The sequence below is a fragment of the Rhizobacter sp. P5_C2 genome (assembly GCF_054049715.1).
This window is the reverse complement of sequence record NZ_JBFULV010000018.1, coordinates 67,577-85,652: the sequence shown is the minus strand read 5'-3', so window position 1 is coordinate 85,652 and position 18,076 is coordinate 67,577. Positions and strand designations below refer to the sequence as shown.

The following is an 18,076-nucleotide window of genomic DNA, read 5'->3' as shown; positions in this document are numbered from 1 at the left end:
TGCGGTTGCCGCTGTCGTCCGACACCGCCTTCTGTCGGTGGGCGTCGTCGTACTCGTAGGCGATCCAGCTGCCGTCGTGCTGCGTCACCAGGATCAGCTGGCCGACCGGGTCATAGCCATACGTGGTCGTCTCACCGCCCACCGTCGTGGTCAGCAGGCGCTGGCGCAGGTCGTAGGTGTTCACGGTGACCACGCCGTCCGGGTCAGTGCTCTGCAGCAGTTGGCCTGCCCGGGTGTACTTGTCGTACGTGGTCACCTTGCCGGCGGCATCGGTCGTCGTTGCCACGTCGCCCTTGGTGTGGTTGTCGTCCGTGTCGGCGAAGTAGGACGAGCTCGTCGTCAAGGTGACGCCGCCGCGCGTGGTCTTGGTCGTCAACACTTGGCCGGACTCGTTGTACGTCCAGGTGGAGACGCGGATCGCTACACCGGCTTGCAGAGTCGCACCGAACCCGAGGTGCCCATCCGCATCGGTCGTCGCCTGCACCGCCTGCTTGCACAGCACCGCGATCGGCTTGCCGTCCAGCAACGTGGCCGCTGTCTGCGCGCAACCCGCGATGGCGTTGCCATTGAGCGGATCCGGCTGGCCGTTGTAGACGCTCGTCGTGATCTGGTTGGGTTCGGCCACCTTGATCGGCAGGCTCCAGTCCGGGTGCCACTGCGTGCTGGTCTTGCGCGCTCCACTCGGCAGCGCCGCGTTCGCTGGCGTCACCGCCGCGCAGGCCTGGCCCTGGCTCACGCCCGAGACCGATGCCACCTGCAGATTGCGCGTCAGGTCGTTCAGGTAGCAACTGCGCGTGCCGTTGAAATCATCCCGCCGCGCGATGTTCCCGTTCGCGTCATGGCCCACGCTGCTGGTGCTGGCCATGCAGCCCGCACCGGCCGGCTGGCTTCGCGTCAGCTCGCCCGGCCGGCCGTTGACCAGCCCTGCGCCCACTTCCACCGTGCTGCCGTTCGGCTGCGTGATCACCGTGCCCTCCGGCGGCGTCCACTGGTGGTCTCGCCGCACCGTGCCCAGCGCGCTGTCATAGGTTTCCGTCACCATCCACTGCGGCGGCGTCGTGTAGGCAATGTGGTGGTGATACGCGCCACCAGCCCATTGCGTGTCGTTGGCCCGCCCGCGGTCATCGTAGGCATAGGTGGCCAGCCGGTGGCCGTTCTCGTCGATGATCCCCGTGATCGCCCACGGCAGGTCGCCGCGCTCGTGCAGGTACTGACGCGTGCCGATCGGTCCGTTGATCTGCGCCAGCTGCCCTTGGTTGTCGTAGGAGAACGTCCAGCTCTGCCCCGCCACATCCACCACCTGCTTGATGCGTGAAGAAGCGTCGTACTGGAACTGGATCGCATGGCCTTGCGCGTCCGACACCTTGAGGATCAGCTCCGCCCTCGGCGCGATCACCGCCGGCGTGTCCGCGCTGCTGTACTCGTACGCCAGCCGAGAGCCATCGGCCCGCGTGACCGTCTGCAGGTTGCCGTGGCTGTCGTAGAGCTCCTGCGCGTTCGCGGCCGCATCGATGCACAGCCAGCCCGCACCCGACGGGAACAGCCGGTCTCGCACCTCCGCAGCAGCGGCCGCGTAGTTCCCAGCGCCGTCTCTCATGAAACTGATCCAGTCGCCATTCCCACGCGACGCCTGCACCGCCTGCGTCAACCCGTTGGCGTCCGTCTGGCGCTGCACGCGCTTGTGCAGGCTGCTGCCCCACAGCGGGCCGAACGAGGCCGCCTCGCTCATGTCGAACATCAAGTTCGGGTCATCGACCGGGAGTTGCCGGCGCGTGTCGTAGTGCGCCGTCAGGCTCAACGGCCCGCCCAGCAACGGCTCATTCAGAATCTTGGCGCCCGTCAGCGGGTAGATCGGCTGGCCTGCGGGGCACGCATTCGGGGGTCCACCCCCGAGGTAGCGATCGATCGGTGGTCGGCAGGCATGCTTCGCCTTGGACCAGATGAACTCCGGAGGGCAGTAGCACTGGCCGTCTGTGCCGACGGTGGGCAGGTTCTGGTTCAGGCTGTCGGTGCAACCGCCTTGGCCCAGACCCCACTCGCCGCTGCCGCCGTCCACCACCWGGCCGTTCGAGTTCTGCACCACCGTGATGGTGCCGGTGATGCTGAAGGAGGCCGAGGTCCCGCCTGCCGTGTCAGCGGGAATCGGCAGCTTTGGTATGCACACATCGAAGCGCGCCGTAGTAGCCACGTTGGAGTGCGCCCGCGCATACAGCGGGCATGCCCCCACCAATGCGCCCGCCACATCCGTCACGTTGGTCAGCGTGTTGCCGCTACCCATGCCGTCGGATTGGATGAACCAATCCAGAGGGTGCTTCGACGCCGGGTTGCACGGCGTCGTCCCACATTGCGCCATCGCCAACGCCGGCATCAGGCACGCACACGCCAGCAACGCCAGCAGGCGCCACATCTGTGAACTCATTCACGTCCTCCCTGACCGTTCCGTGGGAACCGCCCCTATGCAACGGCCGGGCGGCTTTCAGCGCGTCATCGCAGCTTCTACTGCTGGCTGCATCGATGTCGCGGCCGGCGGATTACACGTGAAAGCCGTGAAGGCAACAAGACGTGCCGGTTGGTCATCGCATTGATGTGGCGCCTGGTTGACACTTGTTCACAGTCGGAAGTTGCCCGTTCCTCAGCCGGCGAGCAGCCTGCCGTCGATCGCGATGCGCACGGTGCGCACCGTCAGCACGGCCAGCACGACCGTCAGGAACGCGAGCAGCGCGATCGCGATCGCCTGCAGCGGCCATGCGGCATGCACCGCGGCATAGTGCAGCGCCGCGTTGCTCAGCGCCGCCAGCGGGAAGCCGATGGCCCACCACGCCGGCGCGAACGGCACGTCGCGGCGGAACACCTTCGGCGCCAGCACGACGAAGATGAACAGCGCGAAGTAGAAGAGCATCGACGCGAAGCGGTCGACCGCGCCGCTCATCGCGGTGTACGCGAGGAAGCCGACCGCGAACGGCCCGATCAGCACCATCAGCGACGGCACCATCGCGCTCGCCAGCGGATCGTGGTGGACCAGCCGCGACAGCACCATCACCAGCAACACCAGCGCGAGCACCGTGCCGAGGGCCATCGCGGCCCAGTTGACCTCGGCCGCCCACGGCATCGGCATCTGCGCGCCGGTGACCGCGATGTCCAGCGTCGCGACGCCGGGGATCACCCAGGCGGGCACCGCGAACTTCGCATCGATGCCGCCGCGCAGCAGGCGCGACACCACCACGCCGCTCAGCGCGAAGGTGGCCACGGTGCCCAGTGACCACACCGCGATCGCCAGGGTGCTGCAGTACGGCTGCAGCACCGCCGACAGCAGCAGCACCGCGATCACGATGGTGCCGAAGAAGTTGCCGGCCACCGGGTGGCGGAACTCGGCGACCACCGCGTCCGGATGCAGCGCGAGCTTCGCCAGGTACGCGGCCGCCAGTACGCCGAACACGGCCAGCGCGAAGGCACCGATCGCTTCGCCGACGAGCGGTGGCGCACCAAACTGGCCGGCCGCCTGGCGCCACGCGAGCGCGAGGCCCGACAAGCCCATCACCGAGGCGAACAGGTTGACCGGCAGGTGGCGCACGCTGGGCGCGCTGCGAAGCGGGATGGCGGGCGGATGAAGGGTCGTCGACGAGCTGGTCATGTGGGCTCCGATGGCTGGAATTGCCGGACCCAGAAGTTTCGGCCACACTGCGGCCGGGCGTGCCGGCGATGCCAGCCGAATCCAGCCAAACATGCGAGAGCCTCCGCCATGCGCATCGGAATCCTTGTCTTTCCCGGCGTCCAGCTGCTGGACGTCGCCGGCCCGGCCGACGTCTTCGTCGAGGCGGCGCGCCAGCTCGGCGACCTGCGGGCCTACCAGGTGCAGGTGATCGGCACCGAAGCCGGCGCGCTGCGTTCCGGCAGCGGCCCGCGCCTGCAGGTCGACGCGACGGTCGCCAGCCACCGCGGCCGCCTCGACACCTTGCTGGTGGCCGGCGGCCCGGACGTGGCGTCGATCACCGGGCGCGACGACGTGCAGCGCTGGCTGCAGCGGCAGGCGAAGGTCGTGCGGCGCATCGGCTCGGTGTGCAGCGGCGCCTTCGTGCTCGCGGCCGCCGGCCTGCTGCAGGGCCGGCGCGTCGCGACGCACTGGAACTCCGTCGACCGCCTCGCCGCCGAGAACCCCGGCGCCAGGGTCGAGCCCGACGCGATCTACGTGAAGGACGGCCCGCTGTACACCTCGGCCGGCGTGACGGCCGGCATGGACCTGGCGCTCGCGATGGTCGAGGAAGACCACGGGCGCGAACTGGCGTTGCGCGTCGCGCGCGAACTGGTGATGTTCCTGAAGCGGCCCGGTGGCCAGAGCCAGTTCAGTGCGCACCTGGCGGCCCAGACCGCCGAGAAGTCGGGGATCCGTGCGTTGCAGGACCACGTGCTCGCGAACCTGCGCGGCGACCTGTCGGTGCCGGCGCTGGCGGCGCGTGCCGGCATGAGCGAGCGCAACTTCGCGCGCGTCTTCAAGGACGAGGCGGGCATGACGCCGGCCGAGTTCGTCGAGGTGGCGCGCATCGACGAGGCACGCCGGCGTCTCGAGGCGAGCGACCTGCCGCTGAAGCGCCTGGCCGACGCGGTGGGCTATGCGAATGCCGATGCGCTGCGGCGCGCGTTCTCGCGGCGCGTGGGCGTCGCGCCGCGCGACTACCGGCGGCAGTTCACTTGATGGGGGGCCGAGCGCCGGGCCGCCCCAAGCCGGCCCGCATCCCCCCGGGGGATCGGGCGATGTACTCATCGACCGAGGGGCTCACTTGCCACAGGCCGGGTCGAGCGGCGGCACGATGGTCCACAGGATGTCGTAGGTCGAGGTCGCCGATCCACCGGGCATGAACGGCAGCGTCTGCAGCGGCGGCGTGCCGGCCGGCGCTTCATCGGCGCTGTGGAAGAGCTGCACCGAGCCGGCCTCGCGCATCGCGGCGAGGTCGACCCACGGCGATTTCAGCGGGTCGCCCGATTCCAGCACCGGCGGGTTGCCGCCGGCGTACACCGACACCATGCCGCCCTCGTAGGTCGGCCCGACCACGAAGCGCAGTGGGCAGGTCGTCGTCTGCCGCCACGCGGTCAGCACGGTGTCGGCCAGGTGCTGCGCCGGGTAGAACTGGTCGGGGCGGCCACGGCCGGCCAGCGTCGACGGGTCGATCACCGAGCGCGCATAGGCGGCCATCAACGCCAGGTGGATCGCCAGCGCCAGCACGCACAGCCGCTGCAGCGTGGCCGTGCCGATGCGCGCGCGCAGCAGCCAGGCGAGCCACAGGCTGATGAACTGCACGCTCTGGAAGCCCCAGTGGTCCTGCAGCCGCACGCCGAACACGAGGCACATCACCACCAGCACCGCGAGCGGGAAGCCGAGCAGCCCGAACAGCCACGCGCGGCGCACGCGCTGCGGCACCGCATCGTCATGCTTGGCGGCCACCGGCGCCGCACGCTGCCAGGCCAGCAGTGCGAGCATCGCCACCAGCACCGGCAACAGCATGCGCAGGTGCACCGCGCTGAACGACAGCAGCTTGTGCACGCGCCCGGCGGCGTCGAGCTGCAGCGCGGTCGTCGATGCGTAGCGCAGCGTCGAGAACTGGTGGTGGAACACCCAGGCGATGTGCGGCGCGAACAGCGCGAGCGAGATCAGCACCGCCAGCGCGAGGCCGATGCGCGCGCGCGTGGTGGCCAGCATGCCGCTCAGGCCCAGCGCGAGGATCAGCCCGGCCAGCCCGACCGCCGACTGGTACTTCGACAACAGCGCGAGACCCGCCAGCACGCCGAGCGCGATCCACCATCCCCAGCCGGCGCGTGGCGCGGCGGCACGCAGCGCGACCCAGGCCGCGGCGGCCAGCAACACCATCATCACCGTGTTGTGGTTGAACAGCTGGCCCTTCCAGCTGAACGCAAAATGCAGCCCCCACAGTACGATGGCCACGCCGGCGAGCCGCTCGCCCAGCAGGCGCCGCGCGACGAGGAAGGTGAACACGGCGGTGCCGGCGACGCACAGCGCGGCCAGCACGTAGGGCCACAGCGGCCAGAAGCCGAACAGGCGGATCGCCGCCGCCAGCATCCAGGTCGGCAGCGGCGGGTGCTTGTGGTAGCCGCCCTCGAAGCTGTGCGACCAGGTGAACTGCTCGAAGTGGTCGCCGGGCTGTCCGGGGTTCAGCAGCGCGCCGAACAGCGCCCAGCCGACGCCGAAGGCCAGCGCGAACAGCAAGGCCGGCGACAGCGGCCAGCGCGAAGCGGCCTGCGGCCGATCGGAGACGGAAGACGAGAGGGCCATGGGTGGGGGAGCCGGGCTGCCGACAGGGCGCCGCAGTTTAATCCCCGCCCCTTCGCTCCCCCGCGCCCGCGGGCGATGCGGGTGCGATCGGTAGTGACCCTCTAGGCGCCGGCGCCGCGCTGCCCCTATCGTCGGCGACCGGCGCCACCGCGCCGATGCTGGAGTCGTCATGCCAGAACCCATCCTGCCGGAACACCTGGCACTGCAGCGCCTGTACCACTGGGAGCGCAGCGCGCCGGACCGCGTCTGCTTCACGCAGCCGCAGGGCGGCGGGGTGCTGCGCGAGTTCACCTGGTCGCAGGTGATGGCCGAAGTGCGGCGCATCGCCGCCCACCTGCGCGAGCGCGGCGTGCGCGACGGCGCGAAGGTGGCACTGCTGTCGAAGAACTGCGCGCACTGGCTGATGGCCGACTGGGCGATCTGGATGGCCGGCGGCGTCTCGGTGCCGCTGTACCCGACGCTCTCGGCGGCGACGATCCGGCAGATCCTGCTGCACAGCGAGGCGCAGCTGCTGTTCGTCGGCAAGCTCGACGGCTGGGAGGCGATGCGCGCCGGCATCCCCGACGGGCTGCCGTGCATCGGCATGCCGCTCGCGCCGGCGAACGTCTACCCGCAGTGGGACGAGCTCGTCGCCCGCACCGCACCGCTGGCCGGCGAGCCGGTGCGCGAGGCCGGCGAGCTGGCGACCCTCATCTACACCTCCGGCACCACCGGCATGCCGAAGGGCGTGATGCAGAGCTTCGGTGCGTTCGCGTGGTCCATCCGCGCGGGGCTGAAGCGGCTCGATGCGATCGACCCCGGCACCCGCATGCTGAGCTACCTGCCGCTGGCCCACGTGGCCGAGCGCGCGCTGGTGGAGCACGGGCAGCTGGTGACCGGCATGCACCTGTTCTTCGCCGAGAGCCTGGAGACCTTCGCGACGGACCTGCAGCGCGCGCGGCCGACGGTGTTCTTCTCGGTGCCGCGGCTGTGGGTCAAGTTCCAGCAGGGTGTGCACGCGAAGATGCCGCCGGCAAAGCTGCAGCGGCTGCTGAAGATCCCGCTGGTCGGCGCACTGGTGCGGCGCAAGATCCTGCGCGCGCTCGGGCTCGACCAGTGCCGCATCGCCGCCTGCGGTGCGGCCCCGCTGCCACCGGAGCTGCGCACCTGGTACCAGGGGCTGGGTGTGGCGATCCTCGATGCCTACGGCATGACCGAGAACTGCGGCGTCTCGCACGCGACGCACCCCGGCCGCGCGAGCCCCGGCACGGTCGGGCCGCCGTACGACGGCGTCGAGTGCCGCATCGCGCCGGCGAACGGCGAGATCCAGATGCGCAGCCCCGGGCTGATGATGGGCTACTACAAGGCGCCCGGGCTGACGCGCGAGGCGATGACCGACGACGGCTGGCTGCACACCGGCGACAAGGGCGAGATCGACGCGCAGGGCAACCTGCGCATCACCGGCCGCGTGAAGGACCTGTTCAAGACTAGCAAGGGCAAGTACGTGTCGCCGGCGCCGATCGAGGACCAGCTGGTGATGCATCCGGCGGTCGAGGCCTGCTGCGTGATCGGCGCGAACCTGGGCCAGCCGATGGGCATCCTGATGCTGTCGCCGGCGGCGGCGCAGGGGGCGGGCAACCCGCTGTCGCGGCAGGAGCTGGAGGTCTCGTTCGAGGCCCACTTGCGCCACGTCAACGAAGGGCTGGACCCGCACGAGCAGCTCGACTGCCTGGTCACGGTGAGCGAGCCGTGGACCGTCGACAACGGCTTCATCACGCCGACCTTCAAGGTCAAGCGCAACCGGATCGAGGAGGCGTACGGGACGCTGTTCGAGGGCTGGTCGCGGGCGGGGCGTGCGGTGCTGTGGCACGCGGGCTGACGCCTCGGCGGTCAGCCGTACGACGAATCCTCGAAGTCGCGACCGGTGGACGCGCGACGCACGTCGATGTGCCGGATGGACTCTCGAATAGCGTCGTAGACGGCGCTCATGCGCTGATCGTGCCTTGCAGCGCGCACCGCACCGAGATTGACGACATCGGCCGATGCGGGTTCGTTCGAATTCGCGCGATCGAACGGGGATGCAGAGAAATTGAGGGGGAGCTGCTCAGGTGTCTTCATGTGCTGCTCCTGCTGGGGAAGGGGCTTGAGAAACCAGCCTGCGCTGGACGAGAGATTCTACGACCAGCGCTTCCAGCGCGGGCAACGCCTCCAGGCTCTTCTCGAGCTTCGGCGTAGCGACATCGGGCCTGACGCGGATCACCTTGCCATTCTTCTTGCGCGAATCCGGCCGCATGCGGAACAGGCTCAGATAGCGGCTGGGCGCCACGCCGTCATAGGGGATCAAGCGAACCTTCGATGCGTCCTGTTCATGTTCACTCAACGCATCGCCATGCAGCTTGATGGCCAAGCTCTTCTGGTAGGGCTCGATGTAGTAGATCTCCCGGATTCCAGCCGCGATGATGTGGCGAGCACATGAATGGCAGGGATAGGTCGTGATGTAGATGCGGCCATCCCGCACCCGGTCGCCCTTCTGTCGCAGCGCCGTCAGGATGGCATGCATCTCCGCGTGGATCGATCTGGAAAACTCGATCAACCCCCGCAGCTTCTTGTTCGTCAGTACTGCGGTGACGGCCTGATCACGCTTTTCCGCAGGGATCAACCCATCGAGCGATGCGATGACATGCTCTGCCAGCAGTGATTTTTCCTCGTCGTTGTAGCACTTGCCGCCGTGATTCCAGCAACGCTTGTCCTGGTCGCCGTTCGGGTCGGCGGCGAGATCGGTCACGTAGAGGTCGCCGAATGCCTTCGGCACATCATTCCAGCCGACGGCCAGAACCTCGCCTGTGGCGTCGGTGACCGCAGCGCCCACTTGCCTCGACAGGCAGGCGGAGTTTCCTGCTGCGGAAGCGGCGGCGTACATGGCGGCTTCCGATCGCGTCGGCGTGATGACTTGCGTGCCGAGGATGAGGTTCAGGAATCGCTCAACTCGCGCACGCAACTGAGTCTCGGTCTGCGAGTCCATTCGCAAGAAGAAGTCGCATTGGGGAAAGGTCTCGGCAACGGTTTGCCCACCCGCCAGCTCTTCACCTGAATCGCGATCCATCAATGCGGCAACAGCAGGGCCGTCGAGTCCATGCGAGCGCAATGCTTCCTCGCGCTGCCATAGCGGTGCGAAGACACCAACGACATACAGCGCCTCGCGGTACACGGTGCGCAGCAACTCCAGCTCTTCCTGGTTCTTGATCGAGTCGATGATGTGGCACACCCGACGGGGCACGTACTGGCCGCTCGTGGGATCTTTTCCCTCCAACTCCCTGTCGATCCGGATTTCATGGACGGCGAGTTCTGCCAACACGCCATGCCCGTACCTTTGCCGCATCTCGTCGCCGAGGCTGATCAGGGCGTGCCTGCGACGGTCTGGTCTTTGATCGATGGACCTGCTGGCTTTCTTCGCGTGGTCCTCGATGAAGCTGCTCAGCTTGATGACCTTGCAGGACGCGTAACCGAATGCCGTCTTGAGCATGTCCTGCAGTTTTGCGGCGACTTCATGGACAGGTGAGCCGATGGGGCCGCACAGGGCGATGACGAGTTCGCGGGTGTGAGTCGACGCCAACAGGTCCGAGGTGGCTGTGCCTTCGAACAGTTCTGCCGAGCGAGCGTGCTTCGGAGAGGCGAGTACGGGGCGAGGTTTGTTCATGTCCCTGAATTCCAGATTCACAGCGGGCGGGCGATGCACTGCTACTTCGGAACTGCCATGGAGCGTCGCCGACGCTGCAATGCGGCGAATTCTGTGCCTCGCCTGCGAGCCCGCCAAGAGGGGAATCGTCAACCACCGTCAACGGCATCCATCATCTGGAGGATGCCGGCTTTGTAGCGCTTGCTTTGGATCGTGCCGTTCCCCACTAGACTGCCACCCCATGACCAAACTCGCCTTGACCTGCCTCGCGCTCGCCCTCACCGCCTGCGCCTCCAACGTTCCCCGCCAGACGGTCACGCAGGCCGGCGAGGCGATGGTCACGCCGCTGAACGACCTGAACCTGATCCGCACCGACATCCCGGTGCCGCTGCAGGCCGCCCAGAAGGCGCCGTACGCGGTGCCGTCGCCGGCCGGCTGCACGGCGCTGGTCGCCGAGGTGCAATCGCTCGACGCGGTGCTCGGCCCCGACCTCGACACGCCGCCGTCGGCCACCAACCCGAGCCTGATCGAGCGCGGTGCCGGCACCGCCAGCGGCATGGCGGTCGGCAACCTGCGCAGCGCCGCCGAAGGCGTGGTGCCGTTCCGCGGCTGGATCCGCAAGCTCAGCGGGGCCGAGCGCTATTCGCGCGATGTGGCCGCCGCCATTGCCGCCGGCACCGTGCGGCGTGCATTCCTGAAGGGCCTGGGCGCCGGCGCATCGTGCGAGATCCCAGTCACGCCGCGCGCCGCGAGCTGAGGTGGCGCGCCTCCACCCCGCCTGGCGAGCCGGGCTGCTCGCCGCGTCGATCGCCATCGCTGGATGCGCCGGTGCCCCCGTCGAGCGCGGCGCGGGCGAATACCAGGCCGCGACACTGCGTCCGTTGACATCTGGAACCCAGGTCGCGCTGCTGCCGGTCAAGGTGCCGCCCACCGACGTCGCGGCCGGCGACCATTTGGTGCTGCAGCAACTGGAGGCCCAGCTGCGCGCCGCCGGCCTGCAGGTCGTGTCGGTGGACGCGGCGCGCTTCGAGGCGATGTGGGCGAACGAGGTGCGTGCCGTCGGTGGCCTGTACGACCCGGCGAGCGGCGCGCTGCGCACCGGTGCCTACGGCACGGCGCTGTCGCAGATGGCACGCCACGTGGCGCGCGAAACGCACGCTGCGATCGTCATCGATCACCGCCTCGTCGTCCGTCACGCCGAGCTGTCGGGCGGCAACGCCCAATGGGACGGCCAGCGCCGCACGCAACCCACGCTGCGCGCCTACGGCAGCGAGAGCCGCTTCGACGGCACCACCACCGCACTGTCGGTGCAGCTGCTGGTGCTGTCCGCCGGTGGAGACTTGCTGCTCAAGAGCTTCGGCGGCACCTCGCTGCCCTATGCTGCCGACGTTCGCGAAGGCCGCTTCGTGTTGCGGCCCGGCCTGTTTGACAACCCTGACGAAACTGCGGACGGCGTGCGCGTGGCGCTGCGCCCCCTTCTCGGATCCTGACCATGACCTCTCGCGTTCGACTGCTCTTCGTCACGCTGCTCGCTGCACTGTTCACCGGCTGCGCCAGCTACATCGCACCCGGCGCCAAGGCCGACCTGCAGGCCCTGGCGCCGGCCGACATCCAGGAGGGCTTCGCCGCCAAGGCGACCGCGCCCTTCCCCGCCAGCATCGCCGCGGTGCGCCTGCAGGCCGGCGGCTATGCCAACTACCACCTGCAGCGCAGCGGCGGCGTCGTCGGCGAAGGGCGCTACGCGGCGATCCTCACGCGCGAGGTCGAGGACGATGCGCAGTTCGACCGCGTCTCGCACCTGCCGCAGGTCGCCGGCCTGGTCGGGCTCAACCGCCTGTTGCTGCCGACCCGCATCGATTCCGACCGCGACATCCGCCTGGCCGCCTCGCGCCTGCAGGCGGACCTGGTGCTGGTCTACACCTTCGACACCGCGTTCTTCGATGTCGACAAGGCCAAGCCGCTGTCGGTCATCACGCTCGGGCTCTCGCCCACGCGCAAGATCACCGCGACGACCACCGCATCGGCCTTGCTGATCGACACCCGCACCGGCTACATCTACAGCGCCTACGAGGCCAGCAGCCAGGCCGAGACACTGGCCACCTCGTGGGGCACCCGCGATGCCGCCGACGAACAGCGCCGCAACTCCGAACGCAGCGCGTTCGGCAAGCTGGTCGACGAGATGGCGAACTCCTGGCCGCGCCTGCTGGAGCGGTACGCGAAGAAGACCTGAGATGGATCGATCGGATCAACGAATCGGCCACCCGCGGTTCCGCATGAAGCGACGCCTGCTGCTGGCGGCAACCGTGGCTGTGCCGTGCCTGCAGGCCTTGCCCGCGGCTGCGGCCGATGCGCCGCCGGCCGGCTACTACGGCATCGGCATCTCGGTGAAGACCGACGGCGGCATGCCGTGGAACCCGAAGCTGCAGAGCGTGACGATTTCGCGCGTCGCGCCGGCGTCGCCTGCGGCGCAGAAAGGCGTCGCGGTCGGCGACCAGGTGATTGCCGCCGACGGCCTGACGATCGCCGGGCGCAAGGCCCGCGAGCTCGAGCCGGTGATGCACAAGACGGTCGGCCAGAGTCTGCGCCTGGCGCTGAAGCGGCCGGACGGCAAGGCCTACGAGGTCACGCTGGTGGCGGTCGCGAAGCCCGCGCCCGCGCCGGCCCCCGCAACACCGGCCCGATGACGACGCTGCAGGTCAAGGTCAAGCCGAACGCCCGCATCCGCCAGCTCGAGGCCCAACCGGACGGCAGCTGGCTCGCGCACCTCAAATCGCCGCCGATAGATGGCAAGGCCAATCAGGAATTGATCGCGCTGATCGCCGAACATTTCGGCTTGCGCAAATCGCAGGTGCAGATCAGGAGCGGGGCGTCCGGCCGGATGAAGCTGGTGCAGTTGGACGGTTGATCGACAGTCGTCCCCGTCCTCCGTCGATCGGCTTGCTTGCGCTTCCCAGAACAGATCCGAGACAAAGCCCATGACCCATCCCTACCAAGACCCGACCCGCCCGGTTCCCGAGCGTGTGGCCGACCTGCTCGCGCGCATGACGCTCGACGAGAAGATCGCGCAGCTGCACGCCTTCTGGCTGCTGCTGTCGGAAGACGGCCAGCACCGGCCGCGCAAGGACAGCTTCACCGGCGGCAGCGACGCCGAGGCCGTGCAGCATGGCCTGCGCCATGGCCTCGGCCAGATCTCGCGACCGCTCGGTAGCCACAGCGTCGATCCGCACGTCGGCGTGCGCGCGCTGAACCGGCTGCAGAAGTTCCTCGTCGAGGAGACCCGGCTTGGCATCCCGGCGATGTCGCACGAGGAATGCCTGGTCGGCCTGATGGGCCGCGGCGCGACGCTGTTCCCGTCGGCGCTGTCGTACGGCGCGACCTGGAACCCCGCGCTGATCGAGCGCGCCGCGCAGGCGATCGGCCGCGAAGCACGCAGCGTCGGCTGCCACCAGGGCCTCGCGCCGGTGCTCGACGTCTCGCGCGACGTGCGCTGGGGCCGCACCGAAGAGACCTTCGGCGAAGACCCTTACCTCGTCGGCGTGCTGGCCACGCGCTACGTGCGCGGGCTGCAGGGGCCGCGCCGCGACCTGCTCGCGACGCTGAAGCACTACGCCGGCCATTCGGCCAGCGAAGGCGCGCGCAACCACGCGCCGGTGAGCCTCGGCTGGCGCGAGCTGAACGATGTGTTCCTGCTGCCGTTCGAGATGGCGGTGAAGCAGGCGAACGCCGGCTCGGTGATGCCGGCGTACCACGACATCGACGGCGAGCCGTCGCATGCATCCCGGCACCTGCTGACCGAGGTGCTGCGCGACCAGTGGGGCTTCGACGGGCTGGTCGTCGCCGACTACGTCGGCATCAGCCTGCTGTACCAGCACCATGGCGTGGCGGCGGACCGCGCCGAGGCTGCGGCGCAGGCCTTCAATGCCGGGCTCGACATCGAGCTGCCGGGCGATGACTGCGCGCCGCAGCTGCGCGAGGCGTTGCAGCGCGGGCTGATCACGATGCAGAAGATCGACGAGATCGTCGCCCGCGTGCTGACCGAGAAGTTCCGGCTCGGGCTGTTCGAGCGGCCGTATGCCGACGAGGCCGGCATCGCGCTGCAGCAGCCCGACACCATCGCGCTGGCGCGCGAGGTGGCGCGGCAATCGGTCGTCGTGCTGCACAACGACGGCACGCTGCCGCTGGACGCCCGCGCCGGCCGGCGCATCGCGGTGATCGGCCCGACCGCCGACGACCCGATGGCGCTGCTCGGCGGCTACAGCTTCCCGGTGCACCTCATCCTCAACGACCAGACCGAAGGCACCTCGCAGATCGTCACGCCGCTCGCGGCCCTGAAGGCGGCGTTCGGCGACGCGAACGTGCGCTATGCCCAAGGTTGCCCGATCCTCGAAGGGCGCAGCGCCGGCGCGCCGGTGTTCCCCGGTGATGTGGCCGAGGCGGTGAACGGCGAGCGGGTCTCGCGCGTCTCGCAGCGCCGCGACGGCATCGCTGACGCGGTGGCGTGTGCGAAGGATGCCGATGTCGCGATCGTCTGCGTCGGCGATCTGGCGGGGCTGTTCCAGACCGGCACCGTCGGCGAGGGCTCGGATGCCGATTCGCTCGCGCTGCCCGGCATGCAGCAGGCGCTGCTCGATGCGGTGCTCGACAGCGGCACGCCGACCATCGTCGTGCTGACCGGCGGCCGGCCGTACACGCTGGGCGGGCGCGAGCACGAGCTGGCCGCGCTGGTGATGGCCTTCGCCGGTGGGCAGGAGGGCGGCACCGCGATCGCCGAGGTGCTGGGCGGCGCGGTCGAGCCGTCGGGCCGGCTGACGCTGTCGGTGCCGAAGAGCGCCGGCGCGATGCCGTACTTCTACAACCACAAGCTGAAGAGCGCCGGCACGCCGATCGCGCTGCATTTCGGCAGCCGCTACCCGTTCGGCCACGGGCTGTCGTACACCTCGTTCGCGTACGACGAGCTGCAACTCGCGCAGGCGAGTGTCGACATCGAGCGGGGCGAGATCGAGTTGTCGTGCCGCATCACCAACGCCGGCACGCGCGCCGGCGTCGAGGTGCCGCAGCTGTACGTGCGGGACCTGCTGGCGTCGGCGGTGCGGCCGGTCAAGGAGCTGAAGGGCTTCGCGCGCGTCGCGCTCGCGCCGGGCGAGTCGGCCCGCGTGAGCTTCCACCTGCCGGTCGACATGCTGAACTTCACCGGCGCGGCCGGCGCCCGCATCGTCGAGCCCGGCGAGTTCGAGCTGCAGCTCGGTGCGTCGAGTGCCGACATCCGGCTGCGCACCCGTGTACAGGTCACCGGCGCGGTGCGCACGCTGGGGCGCGACTGGCGCATGGAAAGCCGCGTCACCTGTCAGATGCAAGGCTAGCGCAGACGTAGACTCGGCGGACCGCCCTCACCGGGGTCTTGCAGGTCCGCCATGTCCGAGCCGCCGAGCCGTTTCCCCGTCCTCGAGACGCCGCGCCTGCTGCTGCGCGAAACCTCGCTGGCCGATGCGCCGGTGCTGTTCGCGATCCATGCGGATGCCGATGCGATGCGCTGGTTCGGCACCGAGCCGCTGCCGGACGAGCAGGCGGCGCAGAAGGTGATCGAGGGCTGGGCGACGGCGCGCACCCTGGCCAACCCCGGCATCCGCTGGGGGATCGAGCGGCGCGAAGACGGCCGGCTGATCGGCACTTGCGGCATGTTCCGCTGGAACCGCCACTGGCGCGCCTGCATGGTCGGCTACGAGCTGGCGCGCGACGCCTGGGGCCAGGGCTACATGCGCGAGACGCTGCTCGCGGTGCTGGGTTTCGGCTTCGTGCAGATGCAGCTGAACCGCGTCGAGGCGCAGGTGCATCCCGACAACATCGCCTCGCTGAAGCTGGTCGAGCGCCTCGGCTTCGTGCGCGAGGGCCTGCTGCGCGAAGCCGGCTGGTGGAACGGGCAGGCGCAGGACCTGCTGCAGTTCTCGCTGCTGCGGCGCGAGCAGCGGGTGGTGGTGCTGGCGGAGTGAACTCGCGGTCAGGCATTCCATTCACGTTTCCGGAAACGTGAAAACCTAGGCCGGCGCAGCGGTTCCGGCTCCTGCCATCACCCCCTGGTGCACGCTCAGGAACAGCTCCCCCTTGAACCACTGCTGCCACCCACCGGCGCGCAGCCCGTCCATCACCGGCCCTTTCACCTCCGAAAGATCCAGCCGCATGCCGCGCGCGGCCAACATGTCCTGCAGTGCCCGCAGCGCCTCCAGGCCGCTCAGGTCGATGCGGTTCACCGGCGCCATCTGCAGCAGCACGCGGCGCGTGTCCGGGTGCGTGGCCAGGTGCTGCGCGACCACGTCCTCCAGCTGGCGGGCGTTGGTGAACAGCAGGCTCTCGTCGATGCGCAGCGCGAGCACGCCCGGCGTCAGCTCGACCTGGTAGCGGTCGATGTTGCGGTAGTGCTCGGTGCCCGGCACGCGGCCGATCAGCGCCACGTGCGGCCGCGCGGTGCGCTGCAGCAGCAGCGCGATCGACGCCGCGACGCCGATCCCCAGCGACCAGCCGGCGCCGAACAGCAGCATCAGCACCGCCACCGTGACCATCACCACCCATTCGCTGCGCGCGTAGTGCCAGGCCTCGCGGAACGGCCCGAGCGCCAGGCCCGACAGCACCGCCACCAGGATGGTCGCGGCCAGCACCGGCGTCGGCAGCCACGCGAGCGGCTGCGCCAGCAGCAGCATCGCCAGCACCATCAGGATCGCGGTGAACACCCCCGCCATGCGGGTGCGGCTGCCCGCCTCCAGGCTGACGATGCTGCGCGAGAAGCTCGCGCTGACCGGCATGCCGCCCGTCAGCGCCGCCGCCACGTTCGCCGCGCCCAGCCCCGCCAGCTCGCGCCGCGGATCGACGCGCTGGCCGAGCCGGCGTGCCAGCGATTCGGCCACCACCAGGCTGCTGACGTAGGTGACCAGCGCGATCAGCAGCGCCTGCGGCAGCAGCGACCACCACAGCGTGGCATCGAGCAGCGGCAGCGCGAGCGTCGGTGACAGCGTCGGCAGCGCGCCGACCAGCGTCACGCCGTGCCGATCGGCCCCGGTCAGCATCGCGATCGCCATCGCGCCGACCAGCACCGCCAGCGGCACCAGCCGGCCGACCAGCACCGCCCGCGGCCGGCCGAAGCGCGCCGTGAGCCAGGGCTGCGCATGGCGGCGCGTGAACCACAGCAAGGCGACGGCGCCGAGGCCATAGGCGGCCGTCATCGGCGCCCACGGCCTCACCGCCTGCCACCAGCTGTGCAGCACCTGCACCGCATCGGCGCCGCGGGCCGACGAGCCGAGCAGCACCGGCAGTTGGCTGAGCGCGATCGACAGCGTCGCGCCGGTCTCGAAACCGTGCAGCACCGGCACGCTGAGCAGCGCGGCCAGCGCATCGAGTCGCAGCCAGGCCGCCGCCAGCAGCAGCAGCCCGACCTCGGCCGCCAGCACCAGCGCGACCGCCGGGGCCTCGACGCCGGGCGGGGCCTGGCCGATCGCCTGCGCGATCATCAGCGCCAGCACCGCGGCGGGCCCGACGCCGAGCACCGGGCTGGAGCCGAGGGCGGCATAGGCCACCAGCGGCAGCAGGCTCGCATACAGCCCGACCTGCGCCGGCAGCCCGGCGAGCAGCGCATAGGCCAGGCTCTGCGGGATCAGCAGCACGCTGATGACGAAGGCGGCGACCAGGTCGTCGCGCAGGGCCTCGCGGCGGTAGTTGCCGAGGCCGGCGCGCCAATCGGGGAAATGCATGGGCCCGATTGTCCGTCGAGTGCAACCCCCAAAGCAGCGGATGGCCGTCGCCCCCGGCCGGCCCGACACTCGCCGGGCGAGGCCGCCGACCGCGGCCAGGGAGGCGACAACCATGTGGTGGCTCAACTTCAACCCGCAGTTCAACTGGCCCTTCAGCGGCTCGGTCGTGCAGGACATCCACCCCTCGCTGCTGGCCCGCGCCGGCAACGAAGCGACCGAGCTGCGTGTGCTGCGCGAGGTGGCGTCGTACGGCAAGCAGATCGGCGTGCTCAGCGACCTGGTGCTCGGGCTGGCGAAGCAGCTGCCGGCCGGCGCCCTCGACGACGAGGCCCGCCATGCGCTCGCGCAACTCGAGGAGATGGCCCGCCGGATCGAGCGCATCAAAGATCAACGCTGAGTTTC

Annotated in this window: 16 protein-coding genes; 10 read left to right on the top strand and 6 right to left on the bottom strand. The window is 69.8% G+C overall.

Going from position 1 to position 18,076, the window contains the following annotated elements; translation table 11 throughout:
* Positions 1–2,419, bottom strand: a 2,419-nt coding sequence (locus ACXJLU_RS09150) for an RHS repeat domain-containing protein (RefSeq protein WP_489742079.1), incomplete at its 3' end; no start/stop codon positions are given.
* Between the two features lie 213 nt (positions 2,420–2,632).
* A complete protein-coding gene (locus ACXJLU_RS09145) occupies positions 2,633–3,631 on the bottom strand; it encodes an SLAC1 anion channel family protein (protein ID WP_457330108.1) in 999 nt (332 codons plus the stop codon).
* A 108-nt stretch (positions 3,632–3,739) separates the two neighbouring features.
* Here ACXJLU_RS09145 and ACXJLU_RS09140 point away from each other — a divergent pair, with 108 nt between their 5' ends.
* Complete coding sequence (locus tag ACXJLU_RS09140) at positions 3,740–4,690, top strand: GlxA family transcriptional regulator (protein ID WP_457330106.1); 951 nt, start codon at positions 3,740–3,742, stop codon at positions 4,688–4,690.
* An 81-nt stretch (positions 4,691–4,771) separates the two neighbouring features.
* On the opposite strand, the gene ACXJLU_RS09135 is transcribed toward ACXJLU_RS09140, so the two are convergent.
* Complete coding sequence (locus ACXJLU_RS09135; RefSeq protein ID WP_457330104.1) at positions 4,772–6,283, bottom strand: glycosyltransferase family 39 protein; 1,512 nt, start codon at positions 6,281–6,283, stop codon at positions 4,772–4,774.
* A 169-nt stretch (positions 6,284–6,452) separates the two neighbouring features.
* Between ACXJLU_RS09135 and ACXJLU_RS09130 the strand changes: the two genes are divergently transcribed.
* Positions 6,453–8,141 carry an AMP-binding protein gene (locus ACXJLU_RS09130; protein WP_457330102.1) on the top strand — a complete coding sequence of 563 codons (1,689 nt, stop codon included), beginning with the start codon at positions 6,453–6,455 and terminating at the stop codon, positions 8,139–8,141.
* Positions 8,142–8,152: 11 nt separating this feature from the next.
* Here the strand turns inward: ACXJLU_RS09130 and ACXJLU_RS09125 are convergent, their stop codons facing one another.
* Together ACXJLU_RS09125 and ACXJLU_RS09120 are read right to left on the bottom strand one after the other, a co-directional pair.
* Positions 8,153–8,380, bottom strand: coding sequence for a hypothetical protein (locus ACXJLU_RS09125; RefSeq protein WP_457330100.1), 228 nt, complete (start codon positions 8,378–8,380; stop codon positions 8,153–8,155).
* A complete protein-coding gene (locus tag ACXJLU_RS09120) occupies positions 8,367–9,959 on the bottom strand; it encodes an anti-phage dCTP deaminase (protein WP_457330098.1) in 1,593 nt (530 codons plus the stop codon). Before ACXJLU_RS09120 ends, ACXJLU_RS09125 begins: the two co-directional genes overlap by 14 nt.
* Positions 9,960–10,179: 220 nt before the next feature.
* On the opposite strand from ACXJLU_RS09120, the gene ACXJLU_RS09115 reads away from it, so the two are divergent.
* The 7 genes from ACXJLU_RS09115 to ACXJLU_RS09085 all read left to right on the top strand — a co-directional run bounded on the left by ACXJLU_RS09115 (position 10,180) and on the right by ACXJLU_RS09085 (position 15,925).
* Positions 10,180–10,695, top strand: a complete 516-nt coding sequence (locus ACXJLU_RS09115; protein ID WP_457330096.1) for a hypothetical protein — start codon at positions 10,180–10,182, stop codon at positions 10,693–10,695.
* 1 nt (position 10,696) lies between these two features.
* Positions 10,697–11,428, top strand: a complete 732-nt coding sequence (locus ACXJLU_RS09110) for a hypothetical protein (protein WP_457330094.1) — start codon at positions 10,697–10,699, stop codon at positions 11,426–11,428.
* A 2-nt stretch (positions 11,429–11,430) separates the two neighbouring features.
* Positions 11,431–12,168 carry a hypothetical protein gene (locus tag ACXJLU_RS09105; RefSeq protein ID WP_457330092.1) on the top strand — a complete coding sequence of 246 codons (738 nt, stop codon included), beginning with the start codon at positions 11,431–11,433 and terminating at the stop codon, positions 12,166–12,168.
* Between the two features lie 43 nt (positions 12,169–12,211).
* On the top strand, positions 12,212–12,622 hold the full coding sequence (locus ACXJLU_RS09100) for a PDZ domain-containing protein (RefSeq protein ID WP_457330091.1): 411 nt from the start codon (positions 12,212–12,214) through the stop codon (positions 12,620–12,622).
* The gene (locus tag ACXJLU_RS09095) at positions 12,619–12,843 is read left to right on the top strand and encodes a DUF167 domain-containing protein (RefSeq protein ID WP_457330090.1); all 225 of its coding nucleotides are present in this window, start codon (positions 12,619–12,621) and stop codon (positions 12,841–12,843) included. Before ACXJLU_RS09100 ends, ACXJLU_RS09095 begins: the two co-directional genes overlap by 4 nt.
* 70 nt (positions 12,844–12,913) lie before the next feature.
* Complete coding sequence (locus tag ACXJLU_RS09090; RefSeq protein WP_457330089.1) at positions 12,914–15,298, top strand: glycoside hydrolase family 3 N-terminal domain-containing protein; 2,385 nt, start codon at positions 12,914–12,916, stop codon at positions 15,296–15,298.
* 51 nt (positions 15,299–15,349) lie between these two features.
* Positions 15,350–15,925, top strand: coding sequence for a GNAT family N-acetyltransferase (locus ACXJLU_RS09085; protein ID WP_073465774.1), 576 nt, complete (start codon positions 15,350–15,352; stop codon positions 15,923–15,925).
* Positions 15,926–15,970: 45 nt separating this feature from the next.
* Here ACXJLU_RS09085 and ACXJLU_RS09080 read toward each other — a convergent pair whose 3' ends face one another.
* Complete coding sequence (locus tag ACXJLU_RS09080; RefSeq protein ID WP_457330088.1) at positions 15,971–17,674, bottom strand: SulP family inorganic anion transporter; 1,704 nt, start codon at positions 17,672–17,674, stop codon at positions 15,971–15,973.
* A gap of 112 nt (positions 17,675–17,786) precedes the next feature.
* Between ACXJLU_RS09080 and ACXJLU_RS09075 the strand changes: the two genes are divergently transcribed.
* On the top strand, positions 17,787–18,071 hold the full coding sequence (locus tag ACXJLU_RS09075; protein ID WP_457330087.1) for a hypothetical protein: 285 nt from the start codon (positions 17,787–17,789) through the stop codon (positions 18,069–18,071).
* Positions 18,072–18,076: the final 5 nt, after the last annotated feature.